Raw genomic sequence first — 14,454 nt, 5'->3', positions numbered from 1 at the left:
ACCAATTTGGCGCATCTTTTTTTTGTATTTGTTTTTTGTTCTCGCTTATTCGTACCTTTGACTTCGTCGAAGGTACTCACGTTCGGAAAATTGCAAATAAATTTGCATTTTCGCTCACTTAATCGTACCTTTGCAGGGATGTTAAGCGACGAGCTAAAGATAAAGATTGAACAGCACATGGGGCTGGCGCCTACCAATCAGCAGCGACAGGCAATGAACGTCTTTGCTGATTTTCTTTTTGATAGGAACCCAGAGTGCGTGATGATTCTGCGTGGTGCTGCCGGTACGGGTAAGACAACACTGGCGGCAGCCATTGTTCGTGCCCTGTTGGACATGAAGCAGAAACTGGTGCTGATGGCTCCTACGGGTAGGGCGGCAAAGGTCTTTTCGGGTTATGCTCATCATCCTGCTTTTACCATTCATCGACGTATCTATCGACAGAAGACGGCTGCCGACTTGTCGGCATTCAGTCTGAACGCGAATCTGAATAGCGACACGCTGTTTCTCGTTGATGAGGCTTCGATGATCAGTAATGCTGGCATGGGCGATACCTTTGGTTCGGGATGCTTGCTTGATGACTTGATGCAGTTTGTGTATAATGGACATAACTGCAGGCTGATGCTGATTGGCGACAAGGCACAGTTGCCACCAGTGGGCGAGGAGGATAGTCCGGCACTGATGTCGGACGTGCTTCGTGGCTATGGCATGAGGGTGTATGAGATGGAACTGGACGAGGTGCTGCGACAGAGTCAGGAGTCGGGCATCTTATACAATGCCACAGAGATTCGACACAGTGTGGATGTGTGGGCGCTGCCGAAGTTGCGCATTGCTGGTTTTCCCGACATACAGATTGTGCCCGGCGACGAACTGATTGAGTCGCTGGCAACAAGCTATAGCCGGGTGGGACTCGATGAGACCATGGTGGTGACGCGTAGTAACAAGCGGGCTAACATCTATAATCAAGGCATCCGAAATACTGTTCTTGATCGTGAAGAGGAACTGTGTCGAGGTGATCAACTGATGATTGTGAAGAACCACTATGGTGAGAACGGCTTGTTTCTGGCCAATGGTGACCGCTGCGTGGTGCAGCGAGTGAGAAATACGCGCGAAGAATATGGCTTCCGGTTTGCCGACGTGACACTGCAGTTCCCCGACTTTGACCCTGTCTTGGAACTGACATCGACCGTGGTACTCGACACGCTGACATCCGAGGCTCCGGCCTTAACACGTGAGCAACACGAACAACTGTATAATAAGGTGATGGAGGATTATGCAGACATCCCTTTGAAGTCTGACAGACTGAAGAAACTAAAGACGGATGTTTACTATAATGCTCTCCAGGTGAAATATGGCTATGCTGTCACCTGCCATAAGGCGCAGGGCGGACAGTGGGCACACATATATATAGATCAAGGTTATATGACGGATGACATGTTGACGCCAGACTATATGCACTGGCTCTATACGGCCCTGACACGTGCCACGGAAAAGGTGTTCCTCGTCAATTGGCCAAAAGCTCAAGTAGAAGAATGAAATTGATAAAGTTTTTAAAGGATTGGACACTTCCTGTGTCAATGGGAATGGGAACGATTGTCTATCTGATATTTGCCTTCGTTCCTGCACTGGAAAGTGCTGCAGAGGTGATGGAACCTGTGTTTAACACCATTCTGCCGCTATTTATGTTTTTGATACTCTTTGTGACCTTTTGCAAGGTTGACTTCCATAAGATGCTTCCTGTAGGTTGGCATTTGTGGGTGAGCATCTTTAACCTTCTGTTTGTTGGCATCGTGATGGCTATTGTCTTGTTCTTTCATTTCACAGGCGACAAACTGGTTTTGATGGAAGCACTGCTGATGTGTATCATTGCTCCCACAGCTACGGCTGCTGCCGTGGTGACGCAAAAGTTGGGCGGCTCGCTGGAAGAGATGACTACCTATACGTTTCTGTCAAACTTCCTGACGGTGCTGCTGGTGCCTGTTTGCTTCCCCTTGATAGAGAAGTCGGCCGATATTTCATTTATGTCGGCTTTCACAAAAATCTTTTATCAGGTGGTGACCCTGCTGGTGGTTCCGATGTTGCTGGCCTACCTGGTGAAGCACTACTGGCAGAGCCTGCACAGAAAGGTGGTCTCGGTGCGTGACTTGTCTTTCTATCTTTGGGGCTGTTCGCTGATGATTGTGACGGGAACGACGGTCAAGAATATCGTTCACGCTCAGGCAACACTACTATTGCTGGGGTCTATAGCAATGTTGGGATTGTTGTTGTGCGTCATACAGTTTGCTGTAGGACGCTTTATCGGCCATTTTTTTTGTCGTGCACAAGAGGCAGGACAGGGCCTGGGTCAGAAAAATACCGCTTTTGCTATTTGGATGGCTTATACTTATCTGACGCCTTTGGCCAGTGTAGGACCAGGCTGTTACATCCTGTGGCAGAACATCATCAATTCTATTGAGATATGGCAGGAGCGTCGCCGTTCAGCAGTCGAAGCATAGTCTTGGCAGCATTGGCGGGCGCATGCTCTTTGCCCAGTTTGCTCCAAACCTCCTGATAACCTTCAAGCATTTTCTCACGGGCTGGACCATCAAGGATGATTTCCAGCTCGTGTTGTATGTTGTCGAACGTGAATGAGTCGGCCACAAGTTCGCGAACGACCTCGCGATTGGCCACCAGGTTGACAAGTGAGATATACTTCACCTTCAGGATTCTCTTTCTCAGCCAACCGATAAGTCGGGGGAGGGGCGTCTCATAGCAAACCACCTGAGGCACGTTGAAAAGGGCCGTCTCGAGGGTTGCTGTTCCACTTGTAACCAAGGCGGCATGTGCTTCCGAGAGTAAAGCGTAAGTTTGGTTCTTGATCAGTCTGACTTGGCTACCCTCCAGGAATTGCTGGTAGTAAGCTTCGTCAATGCTTGGTGCACCGGCCAGCACGATGTCATAGTCGTTTTCGAATTTCTTTGTGGTGCGGATCATCATGGGCAGGTTGTCCTTGATCTCCTGTTTTCTGGAGCCAGCCAGCAGGGCGATGATGGGTTTGTCGCCTTTGATCTCGTTGTGGTGCTCACCCTTCTGCTTGTTTTCCAGATACTCTTTTACCTCGTCGGCAGTGGGATTGCCCACATAGTGAATGGGGTAGTGGTGCTTGTTCTCAAAGAAGTCAACCTCGAAAGGCAGGATGGAGAACAGCTCGTCAACATCGCGTTTGATGTTCTTGATACGGTATTCTTTCCATGCCCATATCTTGGGTGAGATGTAATAGAACACTCTAAAGCCAAGAAGGTGTGCAAACGCAGCGATGTCGAGGTTGAAACCGGGATAGTCAACGAGAATGACAACATCGGGGTTCCACTGCAGAATATCCTCCTTACAGCGCTTCATGTTCTTTAGTATGGTGGGCAGATGCAGTAATACGGGGATGAATCCCATGTATGCCAGTTCGCGATAGTGTTTCACCATCTCTCCTCCGACCTGTGCCATCAGGTCGCCTCCAATGAAGCGGAAAGAAGCGTTGTCATCGTTTCTTTTCAGTTCTTGCATCAGTCTTGAAGCGTGCAGGTCGCCGCTGGCTTCTCCAGCTATCAGGTAGTACTTCATTTTTTAAGTGAAAATAATGAGAATTATTCCTCCCAGTTGTCTTTTTGATCCATAAATGTATAGGCAGTAACGTCAATCTGAGTTGGGGTGATGGCCACATAGCCATTGTCCAAAGCCCAGCGGTCGGTGTCTTGCATATCAGGCTCGTCGTTCTGATAGTGTCCCACCATCCAGAAATAGTCGTAGCCACGAGGATGATGACAGCGCGTAACCTCCTGGCCCCAGGTGCCCTGTGACATGCGGCACACCTTTACACCGTTGTATTTCGCAGTGCGAGGGAAGTTGACATTCAAGCAGATACCCTTGGGAAGTCCTTTGGTCAGAACTTTCTCTGTCATCGAAACGACGTAGGGGCGTAAAGGCTCGAAATCTGCATCGTCGCGATTGTCGCACAGAGAAAAGGCGATAGACGGAATGTACTTCATGCATCCCTCGAGCGTCACACCCATCGTGCCGCTGTAGTGTGTGTTGACAGATGCATTGTCACCATGGTTGATACCGCCGATAACAATGTCTGGACGTCGGTCAACGATTTGCGATAGAGCCAGTTTGACACAGTCAACGGGTGTGCCATTGCTCGACCATATCTGTAGTCCCTCCTCTTCATGATGCAGGTTGAGGCGCAGAGGCGTGGTGGCTGAAAAAGCACACGAGAAACCAGAGCGTGCCGAGTCGGGGGCACAAACAATGATGTCGCCCAGGTGTCTTAACATATCCACCAGACAGTTGATACCTTTGGCCTGATAGCCATCGTCATTGGAAATAAGTATGAGTGGTTTTTTGCTGTTCATTACTCCTAAAAAAATTTCTTGCAAAGGTAACTATTCTTTTTGAGAAAAAGTAAAGACGGGCTGAGAATAATTCTAAAATTATTGAAATAATATCAGTGAAACATTCATTGTTTCACAGAAAAGTTGTATCTTTGCAGTTCAAAACTATAAAGGAGAAAAGATTGAAATGGGAAAGATTATTGCATTAGCTAACCAAAAGGGTGGCGTAGGAAAGACCACCACTACAATCAATCTGGCAGCTTCGCTGGCTACCCTTGAGAAGACGGTGCTCGTCGTCGATGCTGATCCACAGGCCAATGCCTCAAGTGGATTGGGTGTGGATATCAAGCAGGTGGACTGTTCTATTTACGAATGTATCATTGATAAGGCCGATGTACGCGAGGCTATCTACACAACCGACATTGAAGGACTTGACATCATACCTAGTCATATCGACCTGGTTGGTGCCGAGATCGAGATGTTGAACCTAGACAATCGCGAGAAAGTTATTAAGAAACTGCTTGATCCAATTCGTGCAGAATATGACTATATACTCATTGACTGCTCACCTTCATTGGGTCTTATCACCGTTAACTCATTGACGGCGGCCGACTCGGTAATCATACCCGTGCAGTGCGAATACTTTGCGTTGGAGGGTATCTCCAAACTGCTTAACACCATTAAGATTATTAAGAGTAAGCTGAATCCGAAACTGGAGATTGAAGGATTCTTGCTGACGATGTACGACTCACGTCTGCGTCTGGCAAATCAGATTTATGACGAGGTGAAACGTCACTTCCAGGAACTGGTCTTCAAGACGGTTATCCAGCGTAATGTGAAACTCTCGGAGAGTCCCTCTCACGGTCTGCCTGTCATCCTTTACGACGCAGACTCTACAGGTAGTAAGAACCATCTGGCATTGGCAAAAGAAATCATTAGTAAGAATAAATAATAATGGCTGTAAGAAAGAAATTTGACCGGAATGTGCTTGGACGCGGACTCGATGATATCGGAAACGGCCGCGGACTGGATGCACTCATTGATACAAGCGAGGTGAAAACTCAAGGTTCGTCAAACTTGAATGAGATTCCTATCGAACAGATTGAACCAAATCCTGATCAGCCTCGTCGTGAGTTTGACGAGACGGCTATGCAGGAGCTGGCTACAAGTATTGCAACCATGGGTATCATTGCACCCATCACTTTGCGTCAGGTAGCGCCCGATCGCTATCAGATCATTGCAGGTGAGCGCCGATGGAGAGCTTCTCAACAAGCAGGACTCACATCGATACCTGCCTATATCCGCACGGCTAATGATGAGAGCGTGATGGAGTTGGCCCTCGTAGAGAATATTCAGCGTGAGGACCTGAACGCCATTGAAATTGCGTTGGCCTATGAACACCTGGCAGAAACCAGTGGCATGACGCAGGAGAAAATTTCTGAACGAGTGGGCAAGAGCCGTACGGCTGTGACCAACTATATGCGTCTGCTGAAGTTGCCTGCCCAGATTCAGATGGCACTGAAGAATCGCGAAATAGACATGGGACATGCCCGTGCCCTGCTGTCGCTCGATTCTCCTTCCATGCAGTTGAAGTTGTTCAAGGAGGTGCTCAAGAACCAGTACTCCGTGAGAAAGGTGGAGGAGATGGTTCAGATGCTGAAGAATGGTGAAGACGTACAAGGTGCCAATAGAAAGATTGCTGCAAAGGCTAAGTTGCCTGCAGAGTATGACGCAGTGAAAAAACGTCTGACAACCTTCTTCCAGACAAAGATTCAAATGACTTGCTCTCCTAGTGGTAAAGGAAAGATTAGCATTCCTTTCGACAACGAGGGCGATCTGGAACGTATATTAAAAGTGCTGAATGCAGGACATTGAGCAAATGAAGAAATGGGGCTTTGACATGATACGGGGATTGCGAAAGGCAATAGTGCTTATGGTACTGTCGCTGTGTCTGCCGTTGACCGAGACAAAAGCCCAGACCGTGGTGGCTGACTCTATCATGCAGGTCATCGACTCTATGTATGCTGCTCTGCCAATAGATACAGCTGCTGTCATTGATACAACCGCGGTGCAGACAGTGGTCCATCAGACGTTGAAGGCTTCAAAACCCAAGAAGGACTGGAGCACGTGGCGTCCTGACCCCCAACGAGCCCTTTGGATGGCTATGGTCATTCCTGGCGGTGGACAGATTTACAACCGTAAGTACTGGAAGTTGCCAATAGTGTATGGAGGTTTTGTGGGATGTGTCTATGCACTGATGTGGAACAACATGATGTACAAGGACTATCAGCAGGCTTATCTGGACATCATGGATGATGATCCTACAACAGCCAGCTATAATAAGTTTCTGCATCTGGGACGTACCATTACGCCTGAGAATGAAGAGCGCTATAAGTCGGTGTTTAAGAGTCGTAAGGACCGCTATCGCCGTTGGCGCGACTTGAGTTTCTTCTGTATGGTGGGCGTCTATGTCGTTTCGGTGATTGATGCCTATGTAGATGCAGAGCTGTCTGAGTTTGATATCTCAAAAGACCTGAGCATGAAGGTGCGCCCAACAGTCATGGGCAACGGCCTGAATAGCAGATCGCTGTCAGCAACGTCGATTGGCGTGAACTGCAGCATTAATTTCTAAAGAAGATTTTATGAAGAGAAAACTGATAATACTTTCCGCAATGCTTCTGACTTGTGTGGTCAACACACAGGCGCAGATAGAGGTGGAGGTAGAAGACGAAGAAATCATTGTATCTGATGAATATGGCGATGTGGAAGAAATAGACTTCCCCGAAGCCATGGCCGACAATATGATGGATAGCTTGATGAACCTCTATGAGTCTAAGAGTTATCTGACTGTAGATGAAGATTGCAGAACAACAGGCGAAAACCCGCTATTCTCAAAAGAGGAATATACTGAGCGCCTGATGCGCATGCCTACCGTGATGGAGATGTCGTATAACGAGGTGGTGCGCTCTTGTATCGATCGTTATGCCGGACGTCTGCGCCGCCAAGTGGGCTTTATGCTTGGCGCCTCTAACTTCTATATGCCTATCTTTGAGGAAGCACTTGAAGCTTATCAGGTTCCCTTGGAATTGAAATATCTGCCCGTCATTGAGTCTGCCCTTAATCCCACTGCTGTCTCTCGTGTTGGAGCAACAGGTCTTTGGCAGTTTATGGTATCCACGGGAAAGATGTATAACCTCGAAATCAATAGTTTGATTGATGAACGTCGCGATCCGGTGAAGGCTAGCTATGCTGCTGCTCACCTGCTGAGTGATTTATATAAGGTTTATGGCGACTGGAATCTGGTGATTGCTGCCTATAACTGTGGTCCAGGTAATATCAATAAGGCTATAGCACGCGCTGGTGGCGAACGCGATTATTGGAAGATTTATCCTTATCTTCCCAAGGAGACACGCGGTTATGTGCCTGCCTTTATTGCTGCCAACTATGTGATGACTTATTATTGTGAGCATGGCATCTGTCCGATGAGAACGCAGTTGCCCTCACAAACAGATACAGTGATGGTAAACCGTGATCTGACTCTGTCTCAGATTGCTTCGGTGTGCAATCTGGATCTCCAGATGCTACGCGCTCTCAACCCTGTCTATCGTCGTGATGTGGTGCCTGGCGTTTCAAAGCCTATGCCTATCCGCCTGCCCTTGAACGATGTGAACACGTTTATCACCATGCAGGACTCGGTCTATGCTTCTGCGACCCCGCTGAAACGTGCTGAGGTGGAGATAGACAATACATTCGTACCTTCTAAATCGGTGTCGAGCAAACGCAGCGGACGTAAGAGTTCACGTGGCGGACGACAAGTGACGGTGAGAAAGGGTGAGTCTCTTTCTACCATAGCACGCAGAAATGGTACGACGGTATCTAAGCTGAAGAAACTGAATGGTATTCGCGGTAACAACATCCGTGCCGGTCAGAAGCTGAAGGTGAGATAATATTGCTATATAATATATTAAGGTATAAGGTTAAGGAGGAATACTATGGACGATGAAGAGATGATGCGACGCGAAGAGGCCGATGATCAGATGATTAATGAGGCCTATGACCGACTGATAAATGATTATTTAAATTCACGCCATCGCAAGAAGGTTGACCTGATTGCAAAAGCATTCAACTTTGCACGTCAGGCTCATAAGGGCGTACGTCGTTTGTCGGGCGAACCTTATATTATGCATCCGATTGCCGTTGCACAGATTGTGTGTTCGGAGATTGGATTGGGTTCTACCAGTATCTGTGCCGCTTTGCTGCACGACGTGGTAGAGGATACCGACTATACTGTGGAGGATATCTCCAACATGTTTGGTCCAAAGATTGCCCAGATCGTTGATGGACTGACCAAAATCAGTGGTGGTATCTTTGGTGAGAAAGCGTCGGCACAGGCAGAGAACTTCAAGAAACTGCTGCTCACGATGAGTGAGGACATTCGTGTTATCCTCATTAAGATTGCCGACCGTCTTCACAATATGCGTACGTTGGACTCTCAGCCAGCCAACAAGCAGTATAAGATTGCTGGTGAGACGCTCTATCTCTATGCACCATTGGCCCATCGATTGGGACTCTATAAGATAAAGTCGGAACTCGAGAATCTCAGTTTTAAGTTTGAACACCCAGAGGAATATGCTACCATAGAGCATAAGTTGGCCGAGACTTATAAGACGCGCCATCAGTCGTTCGACCTCTTTACGGCTCCCATTGAGGATATGCTCAAACGTATGGGCGTGCAGTACCAGATTAAGGAGCGCATCAAGACGCCTTATTCCATCTGGAACAAGATGCAGAAGAAGCATGTCACGTTCGAGGAGGTCTATGACATCCTGGCTGTGCGCATCATCTTCAAAGCAACAAGCAAAGAAGCTGAAGCTCGCGAGTGCTTTAATATCTATGTGGAACTTGGCAAGATCTACGAGAGTCATCCCGATCGTTTGCGCGACTGGGTGAGCCATCCTAAGGCAAACGGCTATCAGGCGCTGCATGTCACACTGATGTCAAAGGAGGGCCACTGGATTGAAGTGCAGATTCGTTCAGAGCGCATGGACGAGATTGCAGAACAGGGTTTGGCGGCTCATTGGAAATACAAAGAAGGTGAACAGGAGGATGGTGAGTATAGTGAGGACGAGAATGAGTTGAACCAGTGGCTTCGAACCATCAAGGAGATACTCGACGACCCACAGCCAGACGCCATGGACTTCATAGATTCTATCAAACTGAATCTGTTTGCAAGCGAGATTTTTGTATTCACTCCGAAGGGCGAAATCAAGACAATGCCTGCCGAATGCACGGTGCTTGACTTTGCTTTCTCTATCCACACGTTCTTAGGTTCGCACTGTATAGGTGCAAAGGTCAACCATAAGTTGGTGCCTCTGAGTCATCGATTGAACAGTGGCGACCAGGTGGAGATCTTGACCTCTAAGTCACAACGTGTGCAACCTTCATGGATTAACTTTGCATCCACAGCTAAGGCAAAGGCCAAAATACAGGCTATCCTGCGAAGAGACAATCGCGAGGTGCAGAAGAAAGGTGAAGAACTGCTGGACGACTGGTTGCAGAAGAATGGCTTTGAGTCTAACCAGAGTCATATCGACCAGTTGATGCACTTGCACGACTTTACCCGTCGTGAACCGTTCTTCCTGGCCATGGGCGAGAAACGCATTATTCTTGGCGACGAGGATGTTGACGAGCTCAATGGTAAACATAAGGCAAAGAGCGAAAGTAACGGTGGATGGCGTAAGTATGTGCCTTTCGTTAAGGCCAAGAAGGCTGTTAATGACCAGCCGGAACTCTTTATCGTTCCCGAGAAGTTCAATAGAAAGAAACCTATTTATATCACTGCTCAGAATATCAAACAATATATCTTCCCCACATGTTGTCATCCCATTCCGGGCGATGATGCTTTGGGATATATTGATAATCAGAATCGCATCGAGATTCACAAGCGTGCCTGTCCTGTGGCCAACAAGCTGAAAGCCAGCTATGGCAACCGCATCCTGGATGCTAAATGGGATATGCACAAGAATCTGTTCTTCGATGCAACGATTCGCTTGGGCGGTATTGATCGTCGCGGATTGGTAAACGAAGTTACTCAGGTCATTTCCAATCAGTTAAACGTTGATATTCGCAAACTGACCTTCACTACAGAAGATGGTATATTTGAAGGATGGATAGACTTGAAGGTTCACGATCGAGATGATGTGAAGTCGATTATAGTCAGTCTGAAAGAAATAGAAGACTTGAAAGAAATTTCACAGATTATGTAATGGCAAAATAAATAATTGGGCGAACTCTATTGGAGTCCGTCCAATTGTTTTTTCAGGGCTTGCAGATTGTCTCTTACATTGACAAGACGTGCCAGGACATCGGCCGTTTTGTCTGCACCGTCACGGTTGTTGTTGATGATGCTTTTGGCAGCAGAGATCTTGAATCCGCGCTCTTTAACCAGGTTGTAAATCAACTTGACCTGTTTGATGTCTTTTTCTGAATATTGGCGAATTTTGTTAGGCCCCATTGTCTTTGGTTTCAAATGGGGGAACTCGGTTTCCCAATAGCGTAGTGTACTCTCGTTAAGGTCGAACATTTCTGCCACTTCCTTAATGGAATAGTACAACTTTAGGTTTTTATTAAGATTCAGTGCCATAATACATATTCATTTGTTTGCAAAGATACGAAATAATTCTTAATTCGTCATCGTTTATTCGCCATTTTTTTGTAATTTTGCACCCAAATTGTATATAAAGTATAGAAACAATGATGACCGCTAAAGAGATTCGCGACTCGTTTAAGAAATTTTTTGAGTCGAAACAGCATGCCATTGTGCCTTCTGCACCAATGGTGATTAAGGATGACCCAACGTTGATGTTTACCAACGCTGGTATGAACCAGTGGAAAGATATTATCCTGGGTACTCGCGACCCAGAACCTCGCCGTCGAGCGGATACACAGAAGTGCTTGCGCGTCTCTGGTAAGCACAATGACCTGGAGGAAGTAGGTCATGACACCTACCACCACACCATGTTCGAGATGCTGGGCAACTGGAGCTTCGGTGACTACTTCAAGGAGGGTGCTATTGACATGGCATGGGAATATCTTGTAGATGTCTTGAAGTTGAACCCAGAGGATCTTTATGTCACCGTATTTGAAGGCTCTCCAGAGGAGAATATTCCTCGTGATGATGAGGCTGCCAAGTATTGGGCCAAGCACGTGCCTGCCGACCACATTATCAATGGTAATAAGCACGACAACTTCTGGGAAATGGGTGACACGGGTCCTTGTGGTCCCTGCTCTGAGATCCATGTTGACTCTCGCACCCCCGAGCAGCGCAAAGCCAGTGGTAAGAGTGGCCGTGAGCTGGTGAACCAGGACGATCCTCAGGTTATCGAGATCTGGAACATCGTGTTCATGCAGTTCAACCGCAAGGCCGATGGCTCTCTGGAGCCCCTGTCAATGAATGTGATTGACACCGGTATGGGCTTCGAGCGTCTGGTTCGCATGATGCAGGGCAAGCATTCTAACTATGATACTGACGTGTTCCAGCCCATCATCAAGGCCGAGCAGCAGATCACTGGACTGAAATACTACACTTTCGAGGAAGAGACAGAGAATCCTATCAGCAAGGAGCAGGACAATATCAACGTGGCCATGCGTGTTTGCGCCGACCATCTGCGCGCTGTAGCTTTCTCTATTGCTGATGGCCAGTTGCCTTCAAACGCTAAGGCCGGCTACGTTATTCGTCGTATTTTGCGTCGTGCCGTACGCTATGCTTACACCTTCCTCGGACAGAAAGAGGCCTTCCTCTATAAGCTCCTGCCTACACTCGTTCAGGAGATGGGCGATGCCTTCCCCGAATTGAAGGCACAGCAGACACTGATTGCCAAGGTGATGAAGGAAGAAGAAGATTCTTTCCTCCGTACACTCGAAAAGGGTATTGGCATGCTCAACGATGCTATGGAGCAGTTGAAGGCTGAGGGCAAGAAAGAACTGGATGGCGTACAGGCCTTCCGCCTGTTCGATACCTATGGCTTCCCTCTCGACCTGACAGAGCTGATTTGCCGCGAGAACGGATTTACCGTCAACGAAGAGCAGTTCAATGCCGAGATGCAGAAGCAGAAAGACCGCGCTCGTAATGCCGCTGCTGTCGAGAACTCTGATTGGGTTGAGCTGGCAGCAGGCGAACAGCAGTTCGTAGGTTACGACTTTACCGAATATGAGTGCCGCATCCTGCGCTATCGCAAGGTGACACAGAAGAAGAACGAGTTCTATGAGCTGGTTCTCGACAACACACCTTTCTATGGTGAGATGGGTGGACAGGTCGGTGACCAGGGTGTTCTGGTTTCCGAGAACGAGACCATCGAGATCATCGATACCAAGCGCGAGAATGGTCAGAGCGTACATATCGTGAAGCAGTTGCCTAAGGACACTGCAGCACAATTTATGGCTTGTGTCGATACCGACAAGCGTGATGCCTCTGCCGCTAATCACACTGCCACTCACCTGCTTGACTATGCTTTGAAGCAGGTGCTGGGCGACCATGTAGAGCAGAAGGGTTCTTATGTAAGCCCCGACACGCTGCGTTTCGACTTCTCTCACTTCGAGAAGGTGACCGATGAGCAGATTCGTGAGGTAGAGCGCATGGTCAACGATATGATTCGTCAGGACATACAGCTCGACGAGCATCGCGATATGCCTTTCGATGAGGCTAAGAAACTTGGTGCTATCGCCCTCTTTGGCGAGAAGTATGGCGACAAGGTTCGTGTCGTTCGCTTCGGTCCTTCATGCGAGTTCTGTGGTGGTGTTCACGCCAGCAGCACCGGTCGTATCGGTTTCTTCAAGATTATTTCTGAGAGCAGCGTTGCTGCCGGTATCCGTCGTATTGAGGCCAAGACTGGTAAGGAGTGCGAGGAACTGCTGTATCAGACCGAGGATATGCTCCGTGCTGTGAAGTCGTTCTTCAACAATGCCAAGGACCTTCAGGGCGTAATCCGTAAGTATATCGAGGAGCACGACTCTATGAAGAAAGAGATTGAGAGCTTCCAGGCTCAGGCTGTAGAGCGCGCTGCCAAGCAGTTGGTTGAGAAGGCCCGTGATATCAATGGTGTGAAGGTTGTTTCTGCCGTACTGCCCATGGCTCCTGCTGCTGCCAAGGACTTGGCCTTCAAAATTCGTGCCGCAGTCGATGGCTCTCTGCTTTGTGTACTTGGAACGCATGCTGACAATAAGCCACAGCTTTCTATCATGATGAGCGACGACATGGTAGCAGACCGCAAGTTGAATGCAGGTCAGATGGTTCGTGAAGCCGCTAAGCTCATCCAGGGTGGTGGTGGCGGTCAGCCTCACTTCGCACAGGCTGGCGGTAAGAGCGTTGACGGACTCAGTGCTGCTGTTGATAAGGTTGTTGAACTGGCAAACCTCTAAAACAGCCTGGTTAAATATTCTAAAGAATAGGGATTTCCTCCAAAGTTATGCGGAAATTCCTATTCTTTTTTTGTTGATATTCCTTATCTTTGCACCATCAACCATTTAAAACTATAAGATTATGACTCAAACATCTGTTTTTCGCAAATCGCTTTTGCTGTTAGTAATGACAGGCTTTTGCCTATTTGCCAGTGCTCAGCGCTATGAGATAGACCGCGGACACGTCTATTTTGGTCATGCGTTGTTGAAGTATGCCGATGCTCGTACCTTCCGTGATTTGGGCTGTGGCTATGCCAAGGATAAGTACAATGTCTATATGGATGGCCGTGTGTTGGAGAATGTAGACCCTTCTTCGTTCCGATTGAAAGAGCCCAGCAGCTGGCGTAATCAAGGGCGTAACGAAGAACTTCCGCCATCGCATCGCGGTTACTATAAGACAAAGTTCAACGTCTATTATGGCAACAAGAAGTTGGATGCGCATGCACAATCATTTGAAGAGTTGGGTGGAGGCTATGCAAAGGACTCCTTTACAGTGTTCTACTATGGCCAGAAGGTCGATGGAGCCATGGCGTTAACCTTTAAATATACGGGTGATGGCTATGGTGAAGACTCCTATGATGTATTTTACAAGGGTAAAAAGATTGAATAAATAACGTGAAAGAGCGACACACCATGA

General features: G+C 47.9%; 12 protein-coding genes. 9 read left to right on the top strand and 3 right to left on the bottom strand.

Features of this window, described 5'->3' with window-relative positions; translation table 11 throughout:
• Nucleotides 1-138: 138 nt before the first annotated feature.
• Together T433_RS0103715 and T433_RS0103710 are read left to right on the top strand one after the other, a co-directional pair.
• Nucleotides 139-1,533 (top strand): ATP-dependent DNA helicase, encoded by a 1,395-nt coding sequence (locus tag T433_RS0103715; RefSeq protein ID WP_027454901.1) that lies wholly within the window; start codon nucleotides 139-141, stop codon nucleotides 1,531-1,533.
• Nucleotides 1,530-2,492 (top strand): bile acid:sodium symporter, encoded by a 963-nt coding sequence (locus T433_RS0103710; protein ID WP_027454900.1) that lies wholly within the window; start codon nucleotides 1,530-1,532, stop codon nucleotides 2,490-2,492. Before T433_RS0103715 ends, T433_RS0103710 begins: the two co-directional genes overlap by 4 nt.
• On the opposite strand, the gene lpxB is transcribed toward T433_RS0103710, so the two are convergent.
• Together lpxB and surE are read right to left on the bottom strand one after the other, a co-directional pair.
• Entirely contained in the window at nucleotides 2,446-3,591 is a 1,146-nt protein-coding gene (gene lpxB, locus T433_RS0103705) for a lipid-A-disaccharide synthase (RefSeq protein ID WP_027454899.1), read from the bottom strand. The genes T433_RS0103710 and lpxB overlap by 47 nt on opposite strands.
• Before the next feature lie 23 nt (nucleotides 3,592-3,614).
• Nucleotides 3,615-4,382, bottom strand: coding sequence for a 5'/3'-nucleotidase SurE (gene surE / locus T433_RS0103700; protein ID WP_027454898.1), 768 nt, complete (start codon nucleotides 4,380-4,382; stop codon nucleotides 3,615-3,617).
• A gap of 166 nt (nucleotides 4,383-4,548) precedes the next feature.
• Between surE and T433_RS0103695 the strand changes: the two genes are divergently transcribed.
• The 5 genes from T433_RS0103695 to T433_RS0103675 are packed head-to-tail and all read left to right on the top strand — an operon-like array spanning nucleotide 4,549 to nucleotide 10,627.
• On the top strand, nucleotides 4,549-5,313 hold the full coding sequence (locus T433_RS0103695; RefSeq protein ID WP_027449580.1) for a ParA family protein: 765 nt from the start codon (nucleotides 4,549-4,551) through the stop codon (nucleotides 5,311-5,313).
• A 2-nt stretch (nucleotides 5,314-5,315) separates the two neighbouring features.
• Nucleotides 5,316-6,236 carry a ParB/RepB/Spo0J family partition protein gene (locus T433_RS0103690; RefSeq protein ID WP_027449579.1) on the top strand — a complete coding sequence of 307 codons (921 nt, stop codon included), beginning with the start codon at nucleotides 5,316-5,318 and terminating at the stop codon, nucleotides 6,234-6,236.
• A 58-nt stretch (nucleotides 6,237-6,294) separates the two neighbouring features.
• Nucleotides 6,295-6,993 carry a DUF5683 domain-containing protein gene (locus T433_RS0103685; protein WP_044109150.1) on the top strand — a complete coding sequence of 233 codons (699 nt, stop codon included), beginning with the start codon at nucleotides 6,295-6,297 and terminating at the stop codon, nucleotides 6,991-6,993.
• Nucleotides 6,994-7,003: 10 nt separating this feature from the next.
• Nucleotides 7,004-8,308: a lytic transglycosylase domain-containing protein gene (locus T433_RS0103680; protein WP_027454897.1), complete on the top strand. Its 1,305-nt coding sequence runs from the start codon at nucleotides 7,004-7,006 to the stop codon at nucleotides 8,306-8,308.
• Between the two features lie 45 nt (nucleotides 8,309-8,353).
• Entirely contained in the window at nucleotides 8,354-10,627 is a 2,274-nt protein-coding gene (locus T433_RS0103675; RefSeq protein ID WP_027449576.1) for a RelA/SpoT family protein, read from the top strand.
• Between the two features lie 26 nt (nucleotides 10,628-10,653).
• Here T433_RS0103675 and T433_RS0103670 read toward each other — a convergent pair whose 3' ends face one another.
• Nucleotides 10,654-11,004, bottom strand: coding sequence for a MerR family transcriptional regulator (locus T433_RS0103670; RefSeq protein ID WP_027449575.1), 351 nt, complete (start codon nucleotides 11,002-11,004; stop codon nucleotides 10,654-10,656).
• Between the two features lie 110 nt (nucleotides 11,005-11,114).
• On the opposite strand from T433_RS0103670, the gene alaS reads away from it, so the two are divergent.
• Entirely contained in the window at nucleotides 11,115-13,778 is a 2,664-nt protein-coding gene (gene alaS, locus T433_RS0103665) for an alanine--tRNA ligase (protein ID WP_027454896.1), read from the top strand.
• A gap of 166 nt (nucleotides 13,779-13,944) precedes the next feature.
• Nucleotides 13,945-14,427, top strand: a complete 483-nt coding sequence (locus T433_RS0103660) for a DKNYY domain-containing protein (protein WP_052342060.1) — start codon at nucleotides 13,945-13,947, stop codon at nucleotides 14,425-14,427.
• Nucleotides 14,428-14,454 lie beyond the last annotated feature (27 nt).

The sequence above is a fragment of the Xylanibacter brevis ATCC 19188 genome (assembly GCF_000621725.1).
GTDB lineage: Bacteria > Bacteroidota > Bacteroidia > Bacteroidales > Bacteroidaceae > Prevotella > Prevotella brevis.
The sequence above is the reverse complement of the archived record's forward strand: the minus strand, read 5'-3'. Positions and strand labels throughout refer to the sequence as shown.

What these genes read in the sequence shown, in the direction of transcription:
- T433_RS0103715 (WP_027454901.1), top strand. Translation starts at nt 139, where the DNA reads ATGTTAAGCGACGAGCTAAAGATAAAGATTGAACAGCACATGGGGCTG.
- T433_RS0103710 (WP_027454900.1), top strand. Translation starts at nt 1,530, where the DNA reads ATGAAATTGATAAAGTTTTTAAAGGATTGGACACTTCCTGTGTCAATG.
- lpxB (WP_027454899.1), bottom strand. Translation starts at nt 3,591, where the DNA reads ATGAAGTACTACCTGATAGCTGGAGAAGCCAGCGGCGACCTGCACGCT.
- surE (WP_027454898.1), bottom strand. Translation starts at nt 4,382, where the DNA reads ATGAACAGCAAAAAACCACTCATACTTATTTCCAATGACGATGGCTAT.
- T433_RS0103695 (WP_027449580.1), top strand. Translation starts at nt 4,549, where the DNA reads ATGGGAAAGATTATTGCATTAGCTAACCAAAAGGGTGGCGTAGGAAAG.
- T433_RS0103690 (WP_027449579.1), top strand. Translation starts at nt 5,316, where the DNA reads ATGGCTGTAAGAAAGAAATTTGACCGGAATGTGCTTGGACGCGGACTC.
- T433_RS0103685 (WP_044109150.1), top strand. Translation starts at nt 6,295, where the DNA reads ATGGTACTGTCGCTGTGTCTGCCGTTGACCGAGACAAAAGCCCAGACC.
- T433_RS0103680 (WP_027454897.1), top strand. Translation starts at nt 7,004, where the DNA reads ATGAAGAGAAAACTGATAATACTTTCCGCAATGCTTCTGACTTGTGTG.
- T433_RS0103675 (WP_027449576.1), top strand. Translation starts at nt 8,354, where the DNA reads ATGGACGATGAAGAGATGATGCGACGCGAAGAGGCCGATGATCAGATG.
- T433_RS0103670 (WP_027449575.1), bottom strand. Translation starts at nt 11,004, where the DNA reads ATGGCACTGAATCTTAATAAAAACCTAAAGTTGTACTATTCCATTAAG.
- alaS (WP_027454896.1), top strand. Translation starts at nt 11,115, where the DNA reads ATGATGACCGCTAAAGAGATTCGCGACTCGTTTAAGAAATTTTTTGAG.
- T433_RS0103660 (WP_052342060.1), top strand. Translation starts at nt 13,945, where the DNA reads ATGACAGGCTTTTGCCTATTTGCCAGTGCTCAGCGCTATGAGATAGAC.